23 protein-coding genes are annotated in these 22,357 nt (G+C 60.8%); 19 read left to right on the top strand and 4 right to left on the bottom strand.

From position 1 onward, the window contains the following. Positions 1–55: 55 nt before the first annotated feature. The 9 genes from ACSSVC_RS13015 (at position 56) to ACSSVC_RS13055 (ending at position 8,960) form a co-directional block, all read left to right on the top strand. The gene (locus tag ACSSVC_RS13015) at positions 56–847 is read left to right on the top strand and encodes a TatD family hydrolase (protein WP_404938787.1); all 792 of its coding nucleotides are present in this window, start codon (positions 56–58) and stop codon (positions 845–847) included. Between the two features lie 802 nt (positions 848–1,649). Further along, positions 1,650–2,288: a TetR/AcrR family transcriptional regulator gene (locus ACSSVC_RS13020; RefSeq protein ID WP_159897239.1), complete on the top strand. Its 639-nt coding sequence runs from the start codon at positions 1,650–1,652 to the stop codon at positions 2,286–2,288. Between the two features lie 138 nt (positions 2,289–2,426). Then, positions 2,427–3,395, top strand: a complete 969-nt coding sequence (locus tag ACSSVC_RS13025) for a GTP 3',8-cyclase MoaA (protein WP_346631890.1) — start codon at positions 2,427–2,429, stop codon at positions 3,393–3,395. 100 nt (positions 3,396–3,495) lie between these two features. Next, positions 3,496–4,098: a DUF4823 domain-containing protein gene (locus tag ACSSVC_RS13030; RefSeq protein ID WP_102863903.1), complete on the top strand. Its 603-nt coding sequence runs from the start codon at positions 3,496–3,498 to the stop codon at positions 4,096–4,098. Between the two features lie 18 nt (positions 4,099–4,116). Further along, positions 4,117–4,698, top strand: coding sequence for a DUF1285 domain-containing protein (locus ACSSVC_RS13035; protein ID WP_346631889.1), 582 nt, complete (start codon positions 4,117–4,119; stop codon positions 4,696–4,698). 53 nt (positions 4,699–4,751) lie between these two features. Then, positions 4,752–5,465 carry a GntR family transcriptional regulator gene (locus ACSSVC_RS13040; protein ID WP_346631888.1) on the top strand — a complete coding sequence of 238 codons (714 nt, stop codon included), beginning with the start codon at positions 4,752–4,754 and terminating at the stop codon, positions 5,463–5,465. Next, positions 5,462–6,460: an ADP-ribosylglycohydrolase family protein gene (locus tag ACSSVC_RS13045; protein WP_346631887.1), complete on the top strand. Its 999-nt coding sequence runs from the start codon at positions 5,462–5,464 to the stop codon at positions 6,458–6,460. The genes ACSSVC_RS13040 and ACSSVC_RS13045 overlap by 4 nt, the downstream gene beginning before the upstream one ends. Positions 6,461–6,583: 123 nt before the next feature. After that, complete coding sequence (locus tag ACSSVC_RS13050; RefSeq protein ID WP_346631886.1) at positions 6,584–8,050, top strand: purine-cytosine permease family protein; 1,467 nt, start codon at positions 6,584–6,586, stop codon at positions 8,048–8,050. Next, positions 8,043–8,960: a PfkB family carbohydrate kinase gene (locus tag ACSSVC_RS13055; protein ID WP_492612350.1), complete on the top strand. Its 918-nt coding sequence runs from the start codon at positions 8,043–8,045 to the stop codon at positions 8,958–8,960. Before ACSSVC_RS13050 ends, ACSSVC_RS13055 begins: the two co-directional genes overlap by 8 nt. Positions 8,961–9,014: 54 nt before the next feature. Here the strand turns inward: ACSSVC_RS13055 and ACSSVC_RS13060 are convergent, their stop codons facing one another. Then, entirely contained in the window at positions 9,015–9,341 is a 327-nt protein-coding gene (locus ACSSVC_RS13060; RefSeq protein WP_346631884.1) for a hypothetical protein, read from the bottom strand. Positions 9,342–9,424: 83 nt separating this feature from the next. Next, complete coding sequence (locus ACSSVC_RS13065) at positions 9,425–10,642, bottom strand: MFS transporter (protein ID WP_446440163.1); 1,218 nt, start codon at positions 10,640–10,642, stop codon at positions 9,425–9,427. A 204-nt stretch (positions 10,643–10,846) separates the two neighbouring features. On the opposite strand from ACSSVC_RS13065, the gene ACSSVC_RS13070 reads away from it, so the two are divergent. After that, the gene (locus ACSSVC_RS13070) at positions 10,847–11,326 is read left to right on the top strand and encodes a GNAT family N-acetyltransferase (protein WP_346631882.1); all 480 of its coding nucleotides are present in this window, start codon (positions 10,847–10,849) and stop codon (positions 11,324–11,326) included. Positions 11,327–11,420: 94 nt separating this feature from the next. On the opposite strand, the gene ACSSVC_RS13075 is transcribed toward ACSSVC_RS13070, so the two are convergent. Continuing rightward, on the bottom strand, positions 11,421–12,473 hold the full coding sequence (locus ACSSVC_RS13075) for an NAD(P)-dependent alcohol dehydrogenase (RefSeq protein ID WP_346631881.1): 1,053 nt from the start codon (positions 12,471–12,473) through the stop codon (positions 11,421–11,423). Positions 12,474–12,653: 180 nt separating this feature from the next. Here ACSSVC_RS13075 and ACSSVC_RS13080 point away from each other — a divergent pair, with 180 nt between their 5' ends. After that, a complete protein-coding gene (locus ACSSVC_RS13080; RefSeq protein ID WP_346631880.1) occupies positions 12,654–13,544 on the top strand; it encodes an AraC family transcriptional regulator in 891 nt (296 codons plus the stop codon). Positions 13,545–13,712: 168 nt separating this feature from the next. On the opposite strand, the gene ACSSVC_RS13085 is transcribed toward ACSSVC_RS13080, so the two are convergent. After that, positions 13,713–15,377 carry an electron transfer flavoprotein-ubiquinone oxidoreductase gene (locus ACSSVC_RS13085; RefSeq protein WP_346631879.1) on the bottom strand — a complete coding sequence of 555 codons (1,665 nt, stop codon included), beginning with the start codon at positions 15,375–15,377 and terminating at the stop codon, positions 13,713–13,715. 548 nt (positions 15,378–15,925) lie between these two features. On the opposite strand from ACSSVC_RS13085, the gene ACSSVC_RS13090 reads away from it, so the two are divergent. The 8 genes from ACSSVC_RS13090 (at position 15,926) to ACSSVC_RS13125 (ending at position 22,343) form a co-directional block, all read left to right on the top strand. After that, positions 15,926–16,675 (top strand): electron transfer flavoprotein subunit beta/FixA family protein, encoded by a 750-nt coding sequence (locus ACSSVC_RS13090; RefSeq protein ID WP_015634720.1) that lies wholly within the window; start codon positions 15,926–15,928, stop codon positions 16,673–16,675. Positions 16,676–16,677: 2 nt separating this feature from the next. Then, entirely contained in the window at positions 16,678–17,607 is a 930-nt protein-coding gene (locus ACSSVC_RS13095) for an electron transfer flavoprotein subunit alpha/FixB family protein (RefSeq protein WP_011060141.1), read from the top strand. 81 nt (positions 17,608–17,688) lie between these two features. Next, a complete protein-coding gene (locus tag ACSSVC_RS13100) occupies positions 17,689–18,513 on the top strand; it encodes a substrate-binding periplasmic protein (RefSeq protein WP_346631878.1) in 825 nt (274 codons plus the stop codon). A 9-nt stretch (positions 18,514–18,522) separates the two neighbouring features. Next, positions 18,523–18,879 carry a DUF4398 domain-containing protein gene (locus ACSSVC_RS13105; RefSeq protein WP_346631877.1) on the top strand — a complete coding sequence of 119 codons (357 nt, stop codon included), beginning with the start codon at positions 18,523–18,525 and terminating at the stop codon, positions 18,877–18,879. Continuing rightward, on the top strand, positions 18,876–19,688 hold the full coding sequence (locus ACSSVC_RS13110) for an OmpA family protein (protein ID WP_346631876.1): 813 nt from the start codon (positions 18,876–18,878) through the stop codon (positions 19,686–19,688). Before ACSSVC_RS13105 ends, ACSSVC_RS13110 begins: the two co-directional genes overlap by 4 nt. Before the next feature lie 205 nt (positions 19,689–19,893). Continuing rightward, a complete protein-coding gene (locus ACSSVC_RS13115; protein WP_011060145.1) occupies positions 19,894–21,333 on the top strand; it encodes an aminotransferase-like domain-containing protein in 1,440 nt (479 codons plus the stop codon). A gap of 76 nt (positions 21,334–21,409) precedes the next feature. Further along, positions 21,410–21,919 (top strand): translation initiation factor 2, encoded by a 510-nt coding sequence (locus ACSSVC_RS13120; protein ID WP_404938799.1) that lies wholly within the window; start codon positions 21,410–21,412, stop codon positions 21,917–21,919. A 169-nt stretch (positions 21,920–22,088) separates the two neighbouring features. Next, positions 22,089–22,343, top strand: coding sequence for a YkgJ family cysteine cluster protein (locus ACSSVC_RS13125; protein WP_346631874.1), 255 nt, complete (start codon positions 22,089–22,091; stop codon positions 22,341–22,343). The last annotated feature ends 14 nt before the right edge of the window (positions 22,344–22,357 follow it).

The following is a 22,357-nucleotide window of genomic DNA, read 5'->3' on the forward strand; positions in this document are numbered from 1 at the left end:
CGGCCGGACTGTGCAGTCCGGCCCTTTCATTTATCGGATGTAGTTGCAGCCTCTTATGCTCGTAGATTCCCATTGCCACCTTGATCGTCTCGACCTTGCCGCCCACGACGGCTCACTGGATGCCGCGCTTGAGGCGGCCCGTCAGCGCGGTGTCGGGCATTTTCTGTGCATTGGCGTCAGTGCCGACAACGCGGCGGACGTCAAAGCCCTGGCCGAGCGTTATGACGACGTCGATTGTTCGGTGGGGGTGCATCCGTTGGATGTGCAACCGGGGGCGGCACCGGCGCTGGACTGGTTGCTGGACGAATTGAACCACCCGCGGGTGGTGGCCATCGGCGAGACCGGCCTGGATTATCACTACGAGCCGGAAGCTGCCGAGTTGCAGCAGGAGTCCTTCCGCTTGCACCTGCAGGCTGCGCAGCAGACTGGCAAGCCGGTGGTAGTGCATACCCGCGGTGCCCGGGCCGATACGCTAGCGCTGTTGCGTGAAGCGGCATTGCCCAATGCCGGCGTACTGCATTGCTTCACCGAGGACTGGGGCATGGCCAAGGCGGCTCTGGACCTGGGGTTCTATATTTCTCTGTCGGGCATTGTCACCTTCCGCAATGCCGACGCGTTGCGCGATGTGGCGCGGCAGGTGCCTGCCGATCGCTTGCTGGTGGAAACCGATTCGCCTTATCTGGCGCCTATTCCCTATCGCGGCAAGCCCAACTTGCCGCAGTACGTACGTGAAGTGGCGGAGTTCCTGGCGATGCTGCGGGGCGAAGCCTATGACGCCTTTGCCGAACAGACCACGACCAACTTCAAGCGTCTGTTTCCCCTGGCGCGAGTCAAGGGCGAGGCCTGAGCCGCCAGTGCGTGGGAGGGCAAATTCCAGGCAAAAAAAACCCGGGTTCTGGGGGGTGAATCCGGGTTAAGACCATTAGGAGTAAAACTAAGGCACGCGGTCCTTCGGTACCTTGATCGGCGTTTCACTTGGGGGAGATGTCCCGCCGACAGTTCAAGTATTGATCACTATTGCATTCAGTCCAGTTGGCCCTGCTCGTTTTTTAAACAAATTTGGAATACGGGCGCTTCGGTTGAGTTCTCATTTGCCCTGTTTTAGGGCTTACTTCGCTGAAAATCATCAAATATCAGCCTTTTTTTGCAAAATTTGCGCGATTTAGACGATTTTCCCCGCCCTGTTAAACACACAAGCTGTTGCAGTTTAATTTCCCGGAAGCCTGATCCCCATCAATGGCATCGATACTTTCAGACCTGTCGCCTGTCCTGGATGGCTCTTTCGAGGCACATCGGTGATATTTCCTGGTGCTGATAATGGCAACACTCCTGCGAAGCAGTGAAGCCATTGCGACTCATTGCAGAGTTTTCGTCGAGTGTGGGGCAGAGGCTGGTATCGAGACCTGATTACAGAAAAAGCGAGACTTTATGGTCTGATCCGAGGCTTTGTAGCTATCGATGTTTTCTATTTGAACCACTTGCCGGCCCCGTATTCACTGGATTTTCCGGATGTTTGCGACGCATCTGCGTCCTTTCGTCTAGTGGGCTTTTACGTCAGAAACAGTGGCAACGACGGATGATCCGTGCATTTTGGTGCAAGTTAGGCATAATACGCGGCTTCGATTTTGACCCCGAACAGACCTTTTCTTATGCAGAAAGAACCTCGTAAGGTCCGTGAGTTTCGTCGCCGTGAGCAAGAAATTCTCGATACCGCGCTCAAGCTGTTCCTCGAACAAGGTGAAGACAGCGTCACCGTCGAGATGATTGCGGATGCCGTGGGTATCGGCAAAGGGACCATCTACAAGCATTTCAAGTCCAAGGCGGAGATCTACCTGCGCCTGATGCTCGATTATGAGCGCGACCTGAACGAGCTGCTGCACTCTGCCGATGTCGACAAGGACAAGGAGGCACTGTCCCGGGCCTACTTCGAGTTCCGCATGCGCGATCCGCAGCGTTACCGGTTGTTCGACCGCCTGGAAGAGAAGGTGGTCAAGGGCAATCAGGTGCCGGAGATGGTCGAGGAACTGCACAAGATCCGTGCTTCCAACTTCGAGCGCCTGACCCTGCTGATCAAGGGCCGCATCAGCGAAGGCAAGCTGGAAGACGTGCCGCCTTACTTCCACTACTGCGCTTCCTGGGCGCTGGTGCACGGTGCTGTGGCGCTGTACCACTCGCCGTTCTGGAGCAATGTGCTTGAGGATCAGGAAGGTTTCTTCCAGTTCCTGATGGACATTGGCGTGCGCATGGGTAACAAGCGCAAGCGCGACCCCGACACTTCCAACGGCTGAGGCATTTGCCCGTTGTATTGCGCCATCGGGTAACTGTATGGCGCTGTGTCCGAGGAATATACTCAGGCATGGGACTTGCTAAAACCTGATTTTTGAGTCAGGTTTTGCCGGTTCTCCCTTCTTACGCCGGAGTCATCCATGATCGTTGATCGTCAAGGCAGGCGCTTTCGCAACTTGCGGATCAGTCTGACGTCTGCCTGCAACTACGCCTGTACCTACTGCGTGCCCAACGGCAAGCGGCTGGTGGCTGCCCAGGATGAGTTGTCGGCCCAGGCGATGGCTCGGGGCGTGGCGTATCTGATCGAAGCGGCTGGCATCGAACGCTTGCGCATCACCGGCGGTGAACCCCTGGTCAGCCCCAAGCTGGAAGCCTTCATGGGGGCGGTGGGGCGGATGGGCCTGGATGACATCAGTCTGACCACCAACGGCCAGTTGCTGGCGCGCAAGCTGCCATTGTTGCTGGACGCAGGGATCCGTCGAATCAACGTTTCTCTCGACACTCTGGATGCCAAGGCGTTTCGCAGTATCGCCCGCGGCGGGGATCTGGCCACTGTGCTGGATGGCATGCAGCAAGCTCGTGCGGCGGGGTTGAAGATCAAGGTCAACATGGTGCCGTTGCGCGGACAGAACCTGGATCAGGTCATGCCGTTGCTCGACTACTGCCTGCAGCAGGGCTATGAATTGCGCTTCATCGAATTGATGCGCATGGGCCACCTGGCCAGTGATGGCAATGCTTTCCTGCAGCAGTTTGTCAGCCTGCAACAGTTGCTGGACTTGATCGGCCAGCGTTACGACTACCTCCAGGCCGACGCGCCATTGGATGCCACGGCCGTGCGCTACGAGATTCCCGGCCTTGGCCATTTCGGAGTGATTGCCAACGAGAGTGTGCCGTTCTGCCGGACCTGCTCGCGCCTGCGGTTGTCTTCCACTGGCTGGTTGCACGGCTGCCTGTCTTCGAGCAATCGTCACTATGTTGGCGATCTGCTGGACAAGCCGCGCCATCAAGCCTTGCCGGCCCTACAGCGCTTGTTGGTCAAGGCCTTGGGAGACAAGCAGGATGTGGCCTTTTCCGGTGGTGCCACGGTGATGAAGATCATCGGTGGGTGAGGCTGATCTTCAGTGAATTTCCTTCAATCGCGTAGCTGGCGCGGAAGCTGCATCCCGTGGCCATTCGCCGGTTTTCCGTCACCGGATTTTGGAGGGTAGGATGCGTAGCCTGGTTTTGCTGCTGGCCTTTTTGGCGCTCGGCGGCTGCATGAATGTCAGTGATATGGGCGAAGGGGTGCGTTATCACTTGAGTGACGCTGGGGTGCTCGACCACAGTGACACCCGCCGTACCAGCTCATTTCGCATTCAGCCGGATTCGTTCATTTTCATCGCCCAGGGGCCTTTTGCTCCCCCAGGCAGCGCTTACCCGCGACCCAACGTGGTAGCGGAGGAAGCCTTCAACGGCTTTATCGAATATTTCCCCATGGTGCGTCGCGCCCGTGCAGCCGAAGGCCTCAACGAAGCCATGGCCGAAGCCCGGGAACTGGGGGCGCATTATCTGCTCTATGCCCGTTTTGCCAAGGCGGATGACCGTATCGGCAACTCCGATGAGTGGCTGGATCAGGAAGCCGTCGACCGCCTGGGGGTCGATACCAGTACCATCCAGATCATGCTGATCGAAACCAGTACCCAGTATCTGATCGATTCGGCACGTATTCGCAGTCGTGGCGGTTTACTGACGTTCCACGACAACAAGCCCCAGGATCTGCTCGGCCCGCCGTTGCAGCAATACGCCCGCGGTTTGCTGGGCTTGAGCGACTGATTGATTGAGGAGAGCGGTATGAGTGGACCAGGCAAGGCCAACGACCTGTTGGCGCAGATTCCCAAGGCCGAGAAGGGCCTGCCGCCGGTCCACTTGTGGAACCCCGATTTCTGCGGCGATATCGACATGCGCATCGCTCGCGACGGGACCTGGTATTACCTGGGCACACCCATCGGCCGCAAGCCGATGGTCAAGCTGTTCTCCACGATCATCCGTCGCGATGGCGACCAGTACTTTCTCATCACTCCGGTGGAGAAAGTGGGGATCAAGGTTGATGACGCACCCTTCGTTGCCGTGACCCTGGAGGTCGAAGGGCAGGGCGAAAGCCAGGTGCTGCGCTTCACCACTCATGTCGATGAACAGGTGGTTGCCAGCGCTGAACATCCCTTGCGCGTGGTGATCGATCCTCAGACCCAGGAGCCCGCGCCCTATATTCTGGTGCGACACAATCTTGAGGCGCTGATCCATCGCAACGTCTTCTACCAATTGGTGGAGCTGGCGCAGACGCGCACCCTTGATGGACAGAGCTGGTTGGGCGTGTGGAGCAGCGGAACGTTTTTCCCCATAGGTCTTGAGCCTCAGGCAGACGTTTCAAGCTGATGTAAGAAGATATTTCTTGCTCTTGATCCGACCTTTCATGTATCAAACCGGACATGATCAAACATGTCCGATTCGATAAGAAAACAAGAGTGGTCGACGAGCTGATCCGGCGCATTGAAAGCGGTCTGATGGAAGACGGCTTCCAGCTTCCGGGGGAGCACCAGTTGGCCGAGGAGTTCGGTGTCAGTCGCGGCACCTTGCGCGAGGCCCTGGCCGAGCTCAAGCGTCGCAACTACATCGCCACACAGAGCGGCGTCGGCTCCATCGTCACCTTCGACGGTGTGGCCCTGGACCAGCATCATGGGTGGGCCCAGGCCCTGGCCGACAGCGGAGCGCTGGTCAATACCGAGGTGTTGCGCCTGGAAGCGATCTGCCGTCCCGACCTCAAGCACCGCCTGGGCACAGACCAATTCATTGCCCTGGACCGTCGCCGTCGCAGCACCGAGGGCCGGGTGCTATCCCTTGAACGTTCCCTGATCCCGGCATCCGGCGAGCTTGAAGGCCTGCCCCGGGTTGGCCTGATCGATGATTCTCTGACCATTACCCTGGCCGCCTACGGCTATATCGGCGAGCGTGGCGATCAGTGGATCGGCGCTGAACCCTTGAGTGCCGAAGACGCCGAGCTACTGGGCCGTGCTCCCGGGGAGGTGTTCCTCAAGGCCCTGCGCACCACCTATGACCGTCAGGGACGCTTCATGGAGCAGGTGGAGAGCCTGTTGGACCCGCAGCATTTTCGCATGCACCTGCAATTTGGAGAGTCGCGGTGAGCCTGCTCCGGCGGGCGCTTGGAGCTTTTTATGGATTGGCCCTGGGCGATGCCCTGGGCATGCCGACCCAGTCCCTGAGTCGTGAACAGATCCAGCAGCGCTTCGGCGCTATCCGTAGCCTGGAAGATGCCGGCCCGGACCAGCCGATCGCGGCGAACATGCCAGCCGGTTCCATTACCGATGATACCGAGCAGGCGATCCTGGTGGGCCGCCTACTGGTCCAGGGCCAAGGCCGGATCGCTCCCACTGCGCTGGCCAGGAGCCTCATCGAATGGGAAGCCGCGATGCAGGCCAAAGGCTCCCAGGACCTGCTCGGCCCTTCCACCAAACACGCGATTGAACTGATCCTCGCTGGCCATTCGGTGGAAGAGGCCGGCCGCTACGGCACCACCAATGGCGCCGCGATGCGTATCACACCAGTGGGCATCGCCAGCGATGTCGGCCACTCCGACGGTTTCATCCAGGCAGTGGTCCAGGCGTGCCAGGTCACCCACAACACCAGCCTGGGTATCGCCAGTGCAGCGGCGGTGGCGGCGGTGGTGTCGGCCGGGATCAATGGCACATGCCTGGCCGACGCGTTGCCCCTTGGGGTGCAGATTGCCCGGCAGGCGCAGGCTCAAGGGTACTGGGTCGCCGGTGCCAATATTGCCGCGCGCCTGGAGTGGGCCGCCACGCTGAGCGTGGATGGCGACAAGCAGGGGTTTGCCCGGATGCTCTATGAGCTGGTGGGTACCTCGGTGGCTTCCCAGGAGTCGGTGGTGACCAGCTTTGCCCTGGCCGGGCAAGTGGCGCTGGGGCATCTGGAAGCCTTCGAGGCCTTGTGCATGGCTGCCAGCCTGGGGGGCGATACCGACACGATTGCCGCGATTCTTGGGGCCATGCTCGGCGCCTGCCTCGGACTGGAGGCGTGGCCCAGCGATTTGATCGACCGGGTGCAGCAGGTCAATGAACTGGATCTGCAGCCTCTGGTACAAGAGCTGCTGGCTCTGCGCTGAGCCATCTTGCTCTGACAACACCCATGGCTATGGAAAGCTAAAAAACGCGGCCAGGAATGCCGGGATGTTCAGTGACTTCCGAAATTGCCAAAAACCACAACAATGGCAACAGGAGCCTTATTCATGAGTTCATCGACCGTCGGGCCTGGTGCCGGGCAACTGGAAACCCGTGGCATCGAGCCGGTTCCGGAAGCGGAGTGCAACGGCCATCCTTTGCAGCTGTTCTGGGTCTGGTTCGCGGCCAATATCAGTATTCTCGGCTTGCCCCTGGGGGCGACCCTGGTAGCGTTTCGCGGCCTGTCGATCTGGCAGGTGCTGCTGGTGGCGATTCTGGGCTCGGTGGGGTCGTTCGCGGTGGTCGGGCTGATATCAGTGGCCGGTCGTCGTGGTCGGGCGCCGAGCCTGACCCTGTCCCGGGCCATTTTCGGTGTGCGCGGCAATATCGGTCCGACCCTGGTGTCCATGCTGTCGCGAGTCGGTTGGGAGACGGTCAATACCACCACCGCAGCTTTTGTTCTGCTGTCCCTGAGTTCGATCCTGTTCCACACCCCGGCCTCGGCCAAGGACGCGCCGCTGTTGACCCTGCTGTTCATCGGCCTCTTTGTGCTCATGACGCTGAGTGTGTCCGGTCTGGGCCATGCCACGTTGCTGGTGATCCAGAAGTGGGCCACCTATGGATTCGGCGCGCTGAACATACTGGTGGGCGGTTTTCTCTGTGCCACCATCGACTGGAACGCCGTGTTCAATGCCTCCCCCGCGCCCATGAGCGCGATGATCATCGGCATCGGCACCATGGCCGCAGGCACCGGGATCGGCTGGGCCAGCTCTGGGGCAGACATGTCTCGTTATCAGCAACGTTCGGTCACCGCCGGACGGCTGGTGGCCTCGGCGGCCTTCGGTGCCGGTATCCCGCTGGTGCTGTTGATCACCTTGGGAGGCTTGCTGTCGGTCGGCAATGATCATCTGGCTTCAGCGGTGGACCCGATCATCGCGATCCGCGACATGCTGCCAACCTGGATGGCCGTGCCTTACCTGATCGCCGCCTTTGGTGGCCTGCTGCTGTCCAACAACCTGTCGGTGTATTCCGCCGGTCTCACCGTGCTGACCCTGGGCCTCAAGGTCAAGCGGGTCTACGCGGTACTGGTGGAGATCGTGGCGATCTTCCTGGGTTCGATCTACTTCATGCTGATCGCCGACAGTTTCTACGGCCCCTTCATCAGCTTCATTTCCTTGCTGGCGGTGCCGATCACGGCCTGGGTGGGGATCTTCGTGGTGGACCTGATCCATCGCCACTACTACAGCGCCGATGATTTACTGAATATGGGCCCGAGCGGTGCTTACTGGTATCAGGGCGGCATCGAATGGCGGGCCTTTGGTGCCTGGGTGCTGGCCATCGTCCTGGGCTTCTGTTTCACCAGCATTGGCACCACGGCCGAGGATGTCTGGTTCACCGGGCCATTGGCCGATTCCTGGTTGGGGCAAAACGGTCTGGGCTGGATCGTCACCTTTCTCGTGGCCGGCGGTGGTTATGGCTTGCTGGGCGGCGCCCGCGACCGGCGTGGGGCTTTCGTCGAGAATGCCAATGCCTAGATTGCTCCACAGTGGCCAGGTGATCGTCGACCTGGTGATGGCGGTGGATCGCCTGCCGGATTCTGGCGGTGATGTGCTGGCACAGTCGGCCAGTTTCGAGGCTGGTGGCGGTTTCAATGTCATGGCCGCGGCCGCGCGTAATGGCCTGCCAGTGGTCTATCTCGGCCGTCACGGCCAGGGGCGCTTTGGTGAGCTGGCGCGGCAGGCGATGCAGGCCGAAGGCATCCAGATGAGCCTGGAACCCAGTCTGGGGGCCGACACCGGTCTATGCGTGGCCCTGACTGAAGCCTCTACCGAGCGCACCTTCATTTCCCATATCGGTGCCGAGGGCGAGCTAACGGTCGAAGACTTGGCGCAGGTCGAGGTGAGGGCGGGGGACTACCTCTACGTCAGTGGCTACAGCCTGCTTCAGGCGAGCAAGGCAAAGGCCCTGGTCGACTGGCTGCTGGCATTGCCACCCTCGGTGCCTCTGATGTTCGACCCGGGGCCGCTGGTGGAATCGGCGGATTCTCCGTTGATGGCGGCTTTGCTGCCACGTATCGATATCTGGAGCAGTAACCGAGTCGAGGCGCTGCGCTTGAGTGCCAGCTCGGAGATTGTCGAAGCCTTGCAGCAGCTCGGCTCACTGTTGTCGCCCAAAGCCTTGCTGGTACTGCGGGACGGCCCCCGGGGTTGCTGGATCGGCCAGCAGGGGCGGTCTGTTCTGGTGCCGGGGTTCAAGGTCGAAGCAGTGGACAGCAATGGTGCCGGCGATGCTCATGCCGGTGTCTTCGTTGCGGCGCTTGCTGCGGGTCATGAACCGCTGGCAGCGGCCCGTCGGGCCAATGCGGCGGCGGCTATCGCGGTGACCCGCCGTGGCCCGGCCACCGCGCCGTGCAGCGCTGAAGTGGACGCAATGTTGCGGGCCTGATGGGCCTTCAGCCAGCCTTGCGCAGGGCCAGTTGGATTGCACCGGCGGCAGATGTTACTGGCTGCTGCCTTCAGAGCCTGCGCCGCCGGTGGTGGTTTTCGATCCGCTACCGGTCTTGCCGTTATCCGGAGTCGTGGCATCCAGGGTGCCGGCGCCGCCCTGGCGGCCGTTGTCGTTGCCCTGGATTCGTGGGTCGGTGCCGGTGGCCGGCGGCAGCGAGCCTTCGTCCATGGCCGGCGGGTTGATGTTGATCTTCGGTGTGCTCTGGGGGGCTGGGGATTGTGGGCCTTCTACCGGATTGGTGGGGCCTGTGGTGCCCGCCAGGGCGGCGCTGGACAACAGTCCGGCCAGGGCCAGGGCTGAGAGTTGGACCTTGATCATGGTGTTGCCTCCATTGTTAGAGTCGCTACCTGATATTGGTCTGCCCTGGCGTGGGGTTGGTGCCGGATTATCGACGAACGGCGCTATGGATTGTGGGCCATACGCAGTTGCAACGCTCGGCGCCAGCCCAGGCGGCCGAGGCTGATCAACCAGTTCAGCAGGGCAACGGCCAGTACGGTGAACAGCAGCGCCTGCATGCCGGCCTCGACAATGATCCGTCCAGCCAGCCAGGGAAAGCCGAACACCCCGACAAAGTAGGACAGGCTGAACAACAGCAGTGCCTGCGAGGTGCTGCCCTCAGGTGCTTCGTTGGCGGCCATGCCGTTGATCACCGAGTACGTCAGGCCATAGCCAACCCCCAGTATCACTGCGGCCAGCAGGTAGCTGGTGCTGCTGTCGACGACAAACAGGAACAGCAGGATCGACACCACCATCAACCCCGACAGCAAGCAGCAAGCGCGATAGGGGTCACGCTTGACCACAATGCCGGCGATCAGCATCCGGCTGGCGATGGCGGCGCTCATGAACCCGAGGAAGAACAGCGAATAGTCCACGCCCCGGGACGGTCCGTAGCTGGTCTGGAAACTCGACAGCCCGCCGAACACGCAGCCGCCCAGGCCGACCATCAGGATTGGCCACAGGGCCTTGGAAGACAGCACGCGTGCTGCACCGCTCCAGGTGATCCGGGCTGCCGCAGTGCCCAGGTGATTGGGTTCGCGACTCAAGCGGGCGCCCAGTCGCCAAAAGATCAGCACCCCCAGCAGGCTGGCCGCCGCTGCAATGAAAAAAGCGCTGGTCACGGGATAGCCCAGGGCGCTGCCCAGACGTCCCAGCAGCGGCCCGGAACCTATGCCGGTCATCATGCTGCCCGACAGCAGGGCGAAGTAACGGGCCCGTTGCGCGGGCTCCACCAGCATCGCCACGATGATCGGCCCCAGGGTGTAGAACACTCCCCAGCCCAGGCCCAGGGTCAGGCCGAAAAGCAGCAGGGTGTCGCCGAACCCGGGGGTCAGGGCAAAGCCCAGGCTGGCCAGGGCCAGCAGGCAGCCGAACAGCGCCACCGAACGTGCGGCGCCGAGCCAGTCCGATAGGTGCCCGGAACCGATCACCGCGACGAAGGTGCTGAGCATCGCTGCCGAAATCACGCTGCCGGCGTTGTGCTCATTGCCGCCGCGGCTGCTGATCAGCAAGGACAGGAGAAAGGTCGAACCGTAAGACAGCGACAACAGATAGCTGCCCAGACAAAACAACCCGAACAAGGGGCCCGGGGCCCTGGATTCCTGCATAGTCCGCACGGACATGAAAGCGCCTCTCTCTTATGCTTGTAGTCGTGGGAGGCTTTCTAACATGGCCCTCTGCGCTGTTTGTTGTGATCCTGCAGGCCTCATGGTTAGTCGATAGCGGAGTAAGCCTCGGGTCGAGGAATCAGCAGCGCGTAAATGCCCGTGCATGTATTTCGGCTGTCGTTCTAATATGGCCGCCTGATTCCGCCAAGAGAACCGTCGATGACCGTCGTAATCCGTCCAGCACTGCCCAGCGATGCCCCACAGATTCTTGCTTTCATCACTGAACTCGCCGACTACGAGCGGGCTCGTCACGAAGTGATTGCCAGCGTCGCCGATATCGAGCGCAGCCTGTTCAGTGAAGGTGCCACGGCCCACGGCCTGATCTGCTTGCGTGACGGCGTGCCGATCGGCTTTGCGGTGTTTTTCTTCAGTTATTCCACCTGGCTGGGCAGCAACTGCCTCTACCTGGAGGATCTCTACATCACCCCGGAACAGCGCGGTGGCGGGGCGGGCAAGCAACTGCTGCGGCACTTGGCGCAGATCGCCTGTGACAACGATTGCGGACGCTTCGAATGGAGTGTCCTGGAGTGGAATGAACCGGCGATCCAGTTCTACAAGTCCCTGGGCGCGCAGCCTCAGGAGGAGTGGGTCAAGTACCGCATGGACGGCGAAGTGCTGCGGGCTTTCGCTCGGGGCTGACGTCTGCTGGCCGCTGTAGGAGCCGGCTTGCCGACGAAGGCGTACTCCGTGGAGCGCCTCCCAGCGACAAGCCGGAGCGTCATGGCATCGAGATTCAGACCTTCAAGGTCGCCATGTCGATCACGAAGCGGTACTTCACACCCCCTTTGATCATGCGCTCGTAGGCCTCATTGATCTGGCGAATATCCAGCATTTCGATATCGCAGGTAATGCCGTGCTCGGCGCAGAAGTCCAGCACTTCCTGGGTCTCGGCAATGCCGCCGATCAGCGATCCGGCCAGTACTCGACGGCTCATCACCAGCTTGCCGGCGTGCAGTGCCGGGTCCACCGGCTCGATCAGGCCCACCAGGATGTGTACGCCGTCAAAGCGCAGGGTGTCGAGGTAGGGATTGAGGTCGTGGGGCACCGGGATGGTGTCCAGGAGGAAGTCGAAATGCCCGGCTACCGACTGCATCTGGGCCGCATCGGTAGACACGATCACGTGGTCCGCACCCTGGCGGCGGGCTTCTTCAGCCTTGCTCGCCGAGCGGGTGAACAGGGTCACTTCGGCGCCCAGGGCCTTGGCGAACTTGATGCCCATGTGGCCCAGGCCGCCCATGCCGAGAATCCCTACCTTGTCACCGGCCTTGACGCCATAGTGCTTGAGGGGCGAGTAGGTGGTGATGCCGGCGCAGAGAATCGGTGCTGCGCTGGCCAGGTCGAGTTTCTCCGGGATGCGCACGACAAAGTGCTCGCTGACCACGATGCTGTCGGAGTAGCCGCCCATGGTGTTGCTGCCATCGACCCGATCCGGGGTGGCGTAGGTCATGGTCGGACCTTCCAGGCAGTACTGTTCCAGGTTCGCAGCGCAGGCTTCGCAGTGGCGGCAAGAGTCGACCATGCAGCCGACGCCCACCAGGTCGCCGACCTTGTGCTTGCTGACATTGGCGCCGACGGCGGTGACCTTGCCGACGATCTCGTGGCCTGGCATCAACGGGTAGACGGCGATACCCCATTCGTTGCGAGCCTGATGGATGTCGGAGTGACAGACGCCGCAGTAGAGGATCTCGATGGCGACGTCATCCGCACGGGGGCTGCGGCGCTGGAAGCTCATGGGGGCGAGGGGAGTGGTGGCCGATTGGGCGGCATAACCGATGGCGGTGTACATGATGAACCTCGCAAAAACGCTGACAAGTGAGGCGGTGCATTCTCGGCGTCGAGCCTGAGGGCAACCATGGCGATTCCTCGGCATGTCATGCCTATTCCTCCGGCATTGGCGGTTTTTGCACGGCATTGGCCAGCAGACCTGCGATGATGTTTTCATCCCTTTTTTCGTGAAGATTTCTGCATGCTGCTGACTCGTCATCTGGACGCCAACGCCACCCTGGTTTCGCTGATTCAGCCCCTTGCCAGTCGCGAGGGTTTCGTCGCTACCGCCTTGCCGGGCGTGCAGATCCTGCGGGCCAGCCGGGATGTGGCCCGGGGACCGCAGATCTACGAGCCGAGCCTGATGGTCATCGTTCAGGGCAGCAAGCTGGCGTACCTGGGGACGCGGACCCTGGAGTATGGCGCCGGGCACTACCTGATCCAGGCCCTGTCGGTGCCCTTCGAATGTGAAACCTTCGCCCTGCCCAATGCACCGCTGTTGGGGGTTTCCATCGCCATCGACCGGGCGGTCCTGGGAGAACTGGTGCTGGCCATGGGCATCACCGAGGGCCGTGCGGCGTCGGCGCAGACTCTGGAGTCCATGACTTCGGCGGTACTCGACGATCATATGCGCGGCTGCGTGGAGCGGCTTCTGCGCTGCCTGCAGGATCCCCTGGAGTGCAAGATCATGGGGGCGTCGCGGGTACGCGAATTGCTCTTCGCCGCCTTGCGCGGGCCCCAGGCCGATGCGTTGCGGGCGCTGGTGGAACAGCAGGGGCAGTTCGCCCGGGTCGCCGCTTCGCTCAATCATCTGCACGAGCATTACACCGAGCCGTTGAACGTCGAGACTCTGGCCCGCTGCGCCAACATGAGCACCTCGACCTTCCACGAGCATTTCAAGCGCAGCACCCTGCTTTCGCCGGTGCAGTACCTCAAGCGTTTGCGGCTGCTCAAGGCTCAGCAACTGTTGCTGGGGGAGGGGCTGGGGGTGGCTCAGGTGGCGCATCGTGTGGGGTATCAGAGCACCTCGCAGTTCAGTCGCGAGTACAAGCGCTACTTCGAGCGTAATCCCGGGGATGAGCGCGCCGCCTGAAAACTCCGCGCACCTTGTAGGAGTTGCCTTGCCAACGAATGCGCCCTTGGGCCGGATCAAGGCTTGGGGGGGCTTCGCCGGCAGCCGGCTCCTACAGGGGGCTGTGCCAGCGAATCCCGAGCATGAAAAAGGCCCCCATAAAGGGGGCCTTTTTTGTACCGCGGTGACTTACATGTTCGGATAAGTCGGGCCGCCAGCACCTTCCGGGGTGACCCAGGTGATGTTCTGGGCCGGGTCCTTGATGTCGCAGGTCTTGCAGTGCACGCAGTTCTGGGCGTTGATCTGGAAGCGCTTCTCGCCGTCTTCCTGAGTGATCACTTCATACACGCCGGCCGGGCAGTAACGCTGAGCAGGCTCGTCGTACAGCGGCAGGTTGCGGCCCAGAGGGATGCTCGGGTCGGTCAGCTTGAGGTGGCAAGGCTGCTCTTCTTCATGGTTGGTACCGGAGATGAACACCGAGCTCAGTTTGTCGAAGCTGAGTTTGCCGTCGGGTTTCGGGTAGTCGATCTTCGCGCAGTCCTTGGCCAGCTTCAGGCAGGCGTAGTCCGGCTTGGTATCACGCAGGGTGAAGGGCAGTTTGCCGCCGAAGATGTTCTGGTCCACCCAGTTGAAGCCGCCGCCGACGATAGCGCCGAACTTGTGGATCGCCGGGCCGAAGTTGCGGCTGGCGAACAGTTCTTCGTACAACCAGCTGGATTTGAACGAGTCGACATAGCCCTTCAGCTCATCAGCACCTTCGGAACCGGTGAACAGCGAGTCGGCCACCGCATCGGCGGCCAGCATGCCGGACTTCATGGCAGTGTGGCTGCCCTTGATCTTGGCGAAGTTCAGGGTGCCCAGGTCGCAGCCGATCAGGGCGCCGCCCTTGAATACCATCTTCGGCAACGAGTTCAGGCCACCTTTGCAGATGGCGCGGGCGCCGTAGCTGATGCGCTTGCCGCCTTCCAGGTACTGCTTGAGCACCGGGTGATGCTTGAGGCGCTGGAACTCGTCGAACGGCGACAGATAGGTGTTGGCGTAAGACAGGTCGACGATCAGGCCCACCACGACCTGGTTGTTTTCCAGGTGATAGAGGAAGGAACCGCCAGTGTTCTCGTTACCCATGATCTCCAGCGGCCAGCCGGCGGTGTGGACCACCAGGCCCGGCTGGTGCTTGGCCGGATCGATTTCCCAGATTTCCTTGAGGCCGATGCCGTAGTGCTGGGCATCGGAGTCGCTGTCCAGGTTGAACTGCTTGATCAGCTGCTTGCCGATATGGCCACGGCAGCCTTCGGCGAACAGGGTGTACTTACCGCGCAGTTCCATGCCTGGGGTATAGAGACCGTCTTTCGGATGGCCTTCACGGTCGACACCCAGGTCGCCGGTGATGATTCCGCGGACCACGCCATTTTCATCGATCAGGGCTTCCTGGGCGGCAAAGCCCGGGTAGATTTCCACGCCCAGGTTCTCGGCCTGCTGGGCCAGCCAGCGGCACAGATTGCCCAGGGAAATGATGTAGTTACCTTCGTTGTGCATGGTCTTGGGCACAAAGAAGTCTGGAACCTTGGTGGAGGTTTCGCCGCTGCGCAGGACATAGATGTCGTCGCGGGTGACCGGGGTGTTGAGCGGGGCGCCCAGTTCCTTCCAGTCCGGGAACAGTTCATTCAGGGCCCGAGGCTCGAACACGGCACCGGAAAGGATGTGAGCACCGACTTCGGAGCCTTTTTCAACCACGCAGACGCTGATTTCCTTACCGGCTTCAGCGGCCTTCTGCTTAAGGCGGCAAGCGGCGGACAAGCCTGCGGGGCCGGCACCGACGATGACCACGTCGAATTCCATGTATTCGCGTTCCACTAGGCTATCTCCTACTCAAGGCTCAACGGTTTTTTCTAATTGGAGGTTTGGCGTTGCATCCCCGCTTTCTCCCATCGCGCATGGGGGGAGAAGGGGAGGACGGCCGACCTTTCTCTCTGGGCGGCGCATTATATCTACACCACTCTCAGCGTCCAATACAAACGTTTGTTTGAATTTGCCGCAGCCCAGATAAATCAAAGAAGCGCGGCTTATAAACGGCTATTTTGCCGTATTGACCGGAAAAGGCGTTCCGGTCAAGATACGGTCGGTTTTGCGCTCGCCGTAGGCTGACTGTTGGTTTCAAGAGCACCTCTAAAGACAGGGCAAAGGCAATAAAGGTGACGCACCGCGCAGCTTGAAAGTGCGCAGTTTACACGCCGCGATAATGAATGACTCGTCGGTCACCACTGACGAACGGTCATCACCCCGTGAGCAAGGTCAACCTGATATGCGCCAGCGTTTTTGGAGGTGCCCTTGTGCCGATGAGCATCAACCGCCAGGTTCTCGCCTAGGCGACTTTCTTTTCACCGGAGAGTAACGAGGAATCCATGAAGGTTCTTGTAGCTGTCAAACGAGTGGTCGACTATAACGTCAAGGTTCGCGTCAAAGCGGACAACTCCGGCGTCGACCTCGCCAACGTCAAGATGTCGATGAACCCTTTCTGCGAAATCGCAGTGGAAGAAGCCGTACGCCTGAAAGAGAAAGGCGTAGCGACTGAAATCGTCGTCGTCTCCATCGGTCCTGCTACTGCTCAAGAGCAACTGCGTACCGCCCTGGCACTGGGTGCCGATCGCGCAATCCTCGTCGAGTCCGCTGAAGAGTTGAACTCCCTGGCTGTGGCCAAGCTGCTCAAGGCTGTGGTCGACAAGGAGCAGCCACAACTGGTGATCCTGGGCAAACAGGCCATCGATAGCGACAACAACCAGACCGGCCAGATGCTGGCGGCCCTGAGCGGTTACGCTCAAGGCACCTTCGCCTCCAAGGTCGAAGTGTCCGGCGACAAGGTCAACGTCACTCGCGAAATCGACGGCGGCCTGCAGACCGTTGCGCTGAACCTGCCAGCCATCGTCACCACCGACTTGCGTTTGAACGAGCCGCGCTATGCGTCTCTGCCAAATATTATGAAAGCCAAGAAGAAGCCGCTTGAAACGCTGACTCCTGATGCTTTGGGCGTTTCCACCGCCTCCACCAACAAGACCCTGAAAGTCGAAGCGCCGGCTGCACGCAGCGCGGGTATCAAGGTCAAGTCGGTGGCTGAACTGGTCGAGAAACTGAAAAACGAAGCGAAGGTAATCTGATCATGACTATCTTGGTAATCGCCGAACACGATAACAAGGCGCTGGCTCCGGCCACCCTGAACACCGTTGCCGCCGCCGCCAAAATCGGTGGTGACGTGCATGTACTGGTAGCCGGCCAGGGCGTTGGCGCCGTGGCTGAAGCCGCTGCAAAAATTGCTGGCGTGGCCAAAGTGCTGGTGGCCGACAACGCCGCCTACGCTCACCAACTGCCGGAAAACGTTGCGCCGCTGGTGGCCGAGCTGGGTGCTGGCTACAGCCACATTCTGGCTGCCGCTACCTCCAACGGTAAAAACATCCTGCCGCGGGTTGCCGCTCAGCTGGACGTTGACCAGATCTCCGAGATCATCTCGGTAGAAAGCGCTGATACCTTCAAGCGTCCGATCTATGCCGGTAACGCCATTGCTACCGTGCAGTCCTCGGCTGCAGTGAAAGTCATCACCGTGCGGGCTACCGGCTTCGACGCCGTGGCTGCCGAAGGTGGTTCGGCGGCCGTTGAAACCGTTGGCGCCGCTCATGATGCCGGCAAGTCGAGCTTCGTTGGCGAAGAGCTGGCCAAGTCCGATCGTCCTGAACTGACCGCTGCCAAGATCGTCGTTTCCGGCGGCCGTGGCATGCAGAACGGTGACAACTTCAAGCACCTGTACGCCCTGGCCGACAAGCTTGGCGCAGCGGTCGGCGCTTCTCGCGCAGCCGTGGACGCAGGCTTCGTGCCCAACGACATGCAGGTCGGCCAGACCGGCAAGATCGTTGCGCCACAGCTGTACATTGCCGTCGGTATCTCCGGCGCGATCCAGCACCTGGCAGGCATGAAAGATTCCAAGGTGATCGTTGCGATCAACAAGGACGAAGAAGCTCCGATCTTCCAGGTGGCCGATTACGGCCTGGTGGCGGACTTGTTCGAAGCCGTACCTGAGCTGGAGAAGCTGGTCTAATCCGGCGGCTTCACTTATAAAGAGCCCGGCCCCTTGGCCGGGCTTTTTTTATGTGTTTTTTTTGCTGGGGAGAATTTCGCCATGGATCTGCGCCGCATGAGTGGCTGGTCAGCGCTGTTGGGCCTGACGTTGTTGCCATCGCTGTCGATGGCTGCAGGCAAGTGCGAACGCCTGGTGGTTACCGGTAGCCCGGATGCACCGCCGTACCTGTGGCGCGACCCGCAAAATCCCAAGCACCTGATCGGGGCCAGCGCCGACCTGTTGCAGCAGGTGGCGGGAGAGCTGGGGCTCAAGGTCGATTTGCTGTATGCCGGCAAACGTTCCGAGGCCCTGGATGAAGTGCGCAGCGGGCGCATGGATCTGCTGGCCGACGCGCCCCTGACCTTGAACGAGCTGGAGTCCCTGGACTACATCCATCCGGCCCTGGTGCAGAATGACTACCTTGTATGGACCCGCAAGGACTCGACCCTGAGCTATACCCAGCCGGCGGATCTTGCCGGCCATCCCGGCGCGGTATCGGAAAAGGCCAGGCTGACCCAGCCCTTTCAGGCGATGGCCAAGGAGCATCTGCAACTCAAGCGTCTGCCGAACCTGACCCAGGTCTTCCAGACCTTGCTCCTGGGGGAAGTGGACTACGTTCTGGCGCCGCGTTACGCGGGCATGGCCATGGCCCAGTCCTTGGGGATGGCGGCGGATCTGGCGTCCTTTGCTCAGCCGGTCGACAAACCGGGGCTGTTCCTTGCCCTGTCCCACAACTCCGCCTGCAATGATCCATGGTTGCGCGGACAGCTGGCAAAAAAGATGACAGAATTGCCCGCGTCCGGTCTGACGGAGGCCTTGCTGCAGCGCAATCTGGAGCGCTGGAAGGCCCAGTTGCAGCAACCCGTCAGCAGCCCAAAACCGTAGGAATCACGTGTGACTATTCGACCTCTTTTCGCTGCCCTGGCCCTGCTGGCCATGGCGGGTTGTGCAACCGATCCGGCGCCCAACGAGCAGATGCGCCTCACTGCCCAGGCCCTGGAACAAGCCAAGGCCGTGGGGGCTTCGGCCGAGGACATGCCTGAGTTGAAACTGGCCGAAGACAAGTTCTCCCGGGCCCAGGGCAATATGCAGGATGAGTCGTACAAGAAGGCGCGGATGCGCGCCGAGCAGGCCGAGTTGGATGCGCGTCTGGCAGAGGCCAAGGTCCTGACCCAGAAAAGCCAGGAGCAGGTGAATGTGCTCAATACCCGCATCACGCGTCTGCGCAAGCAACTGGGAGACGCCCAATGAGCCTCTCTATCCGTATTTTCGGCGGCGCTGTGCTGTTGGCCTGTGCCGGTCTCTATGGTTGTGCCGGCCAGCACAGCGAGGAAGCCTTGCAGCAAGCCGGCAACGACTTCCAGAAGGTCAAGGAAGACTCCAATGTGCTGCGTATCGCGCCCAAGGACGTGATACGCGCCGGTGAGTCCCTGGCCCGCGCCGATCGCCTGTCGACCTACTGGGGCAGCGGTGGCGACGTAGAGCACTATGCCTACCTGAGCCGTCGTTACAGCGAAATCGCCCGTGAGCACACTGAACAGGCGCTGAATCAGGAGCGTGCGGCCAAGCTCGAGCTGGAGCGTCAACGCCTGCAACTGGCCCTGCGTGAGGCCAAGCTGCTGAGCGTGCAGCAGCAGGGCAAATGGCTCGAAGAGCAGATCATCAGCCTCGCCACCACCCAGACCGATCGCGGCCTGGTGATGACTTTGGGAGACGTGCTGTTCGACACCGGTGAAGCTGAGTTGAAGAACTCGGCGAACCGCACCGTGCTCAAGGTGGTGCAGTTCCTCCAGCTGAACCCCAAGCGGGTAGTGCGCATCGAGGGCTACACCGATAACACCGGGGAGCGCCAGAGCAACCTGCAGCTGTCTCGCGATCGTGCCCAGGCGGTGGCCGATGTGCTGGTGGACCTGGGGCTCGACGAGAAGCGTATCCATGTCGAGGGCTATGGCGACGACTACCCAGTGGAAGCCAATGCCTCCGAGCGGGGTCGGGCGCAGAACCGTCGGGTGGAAATTGTCTTTTCCGACGACAAGGGCCAGCTCGGCGCTGCTCGCTGAAACACTGACCCCTTTGCCCCCGAAAAGCCCGACGCCTCGCAAGCGTCGGGTTTTTTTATGTCTGAGGGTGTCGCAAAAACCCTAGAGTTCTACTTTTCACTGCCCCGTGTCCTCGACTATTGTAGAAACTGTCCCAGTACACTTCTAAACTGTGCCGGTATTGTTTCACACAAGAATAAAACGCCGTGAAATCGAGTGCTGCGCCATGACCAATCTCTTGCTCTATCAACGTATCGCTCAGCAACTGGCTGAGGATATTCGCCGTGGTGTCTACCAGCCGGGGGAGCGCGTACCGTCGGTGCGCAAGATGAGCTCGCAGCTCAATGTCAGCCACGCCACGGTGCTCCAGGCCTACGCCAATCTGGAAGACCAGGGGCTGATCCGCGCGCGTCCCCAATCGGGTTATTACGTGCACCAGACTCCAGCGCTGACCGCGCCGACCCCGGACATTGCCCGGGTCGAACGTCCGGGACTGGTCACTCGCAGCAGCATCATCCAGCAGGTGCTGGTGGAGTCCCGTCGTGAAGGGGTGTTTCCCCTGGGGGCCGCGGTGCCCAGCGTTGACTATCTGCCGGTACGGGCGCTGCATCAGCAATTGGCCAAGGTCACGCGCTTTCACAGTCCGCGGGCGTTCAGCTACATGTTCAGTCCGGGATTCGAGCCCTTGCGGCGCCAGGTGGCGATTCGCATGCGCGATGCCGGGGTGGTGGTCGACCCTTCGGAAGTGGTGATTACCCATGGTTGCGTCGATGCCCTGCAGATGTCCCTGCGGGTCTTGACCCGGCCGGGTGATCTGATCGCCGCGGAATCGCCGACCTATTACGGGTTGCTGCAACTGGCGGACCTACTGGGGCTCAAGGTCATCGAGATTCCCAGCGATCCCTCAACGGGCATGAGTCTTGAGGCTCTGCAACTGGCAGCCAACCAGTGGTCGATCAAGGCCCTGGTACTGACAACGCGCCTGAGCAATCCCCTGGGCGGTACCATGCCGGAGGAGCGGCAGAAGCAACTGCTGCGCCTGGCTTCGGACTTTGATATCCAGGTGGTCGAGGACGATATCTACGGCGAATTGATGTTCGAAGTGGGGCGCACCAAGGCCCTCAAGGCCTATGACCGCCTGGACCGGGTGATCTACTGTTCAAGCTTCTCCAAGACCCTATCGCCGGGAGTGCGTATCGGCTGGATGATCGCTGGCAAGTATCAGCAGGAGATCCAGCGTCTGCAGACCTTCAGTACCCATTCTGCATGCAGTGTGACGCAGATGGGGGTTGCGGCGTATCTGGAGAATGGTGGTTACGACCGGCATCTGCGCTACATCCGCCAGGAGTACCGCAAGAACCTCAGCGCCTTTCAACTGGCGGTGCAGCAGTATTTTCCGGAGGGCACGCAGATTACCCGGCCCAACGGAGGGTTCATCCTCTGGGTCAGCCTGCCGGGTCGGGTCAATACCCAGGAACTGCACGTGCGGGCCTTGCAGCAGGGCATCAGCATCGCTCCGGGGCTGATCTTCAGTAACACCGAGCAGTTCAACCACTGCGTGCGCCTGAATTGCGGGACTCCCTGGAATCGTGAGGCCGAGCGAGCCTTGATGACCCTGGGCATGCTCGCCAGTCAGTTGTGCCAAGAAGCGGCCGGCGGATTCTAAACACTGCGGTCCCGTGCTTGTCATGGGGCTTGCAACAAGCGAGCATAGGGCACCTTTTGTCGATCTACCTGCCTTTATGAAAGCCTTTTTTCCTGCCATCTGGTTGAGTGCCTGCCTCTTGGGAGTCGTTGCGGCGCCTGTCCAGGCGGCCTCGACCCCGGACAAACCGGCTGCCAGCGTTACTCATTCAAGCAAGGCCTCCAGCGCCAAGCAGGCTCCGGCGAGCAAGACCAAACCCTCCGCCAATGCCAGCAAAGCCCAGCCCAAGAAAAAGGCCAAGCCTGCGCCCAAGAAGGCCCAGACCAAGTCCAAGTGGGCCTATCAAGATATCAAGACACCTCTGTCCACTCCCAAACTCGACTTGAGCCTGCCTCCGGAAATGGTCAAGCACTTGCAGCCTGTGGGGGCGGTGCCGCTGCCCAAGCGCGAGCCTCTGCTGCCGCAGATGTTTGGCGAGAAGCCCAAGGAAAGCACTCCGTTCCAACTCAACGGCCGGTTGCTCAGCAACGAAATGCAGTTGCAGTTACGCAACGAGGAGCGTCGGGATATCGAGGGTGCGGCCCTGGATTTCGAGTTCAAGCAATAAATTCTTCAACCTCTCTGTGACCGAGTTGACCGACACTTTGTCGGAGACTGATCAGTCACGCACGGTTGTGCGTCAAATCCGTTCTTTGAGTAATTTTAAACGGCTGTTTTAGCGGTTACTCTTGTCCGGCCTCATTCAACACTATGCTTGTCGCGAGGAGCTTTTCGTCATGAACTGCCGTGAAGGTTGTGGCGCTTGCTGCATTGCCCCTTCCATCAGTACGCCGATTCCCGGAATGCCCAATGGCAAACCGGCGGGAGAACGTTGCCTGCACCTTTCTGTCGAACACCTGTGTGGTCTTTTCGGCATGCCGGAGCGGCCAGCGGTCTGTGGGGCATTTCAGGCGGATCCTGAGGTGTGTGGCGAAAGCCGAGAAGATGCCATCCGTTTGCTCGGTTGGTGGGAACAAGTGACGGCTGCTTAGTTTTAATGAACGGA

The sequence above is a fragment of the Pseudomonas sp. E1BtOHC1 genome (genome assembly GCF_058744285.1).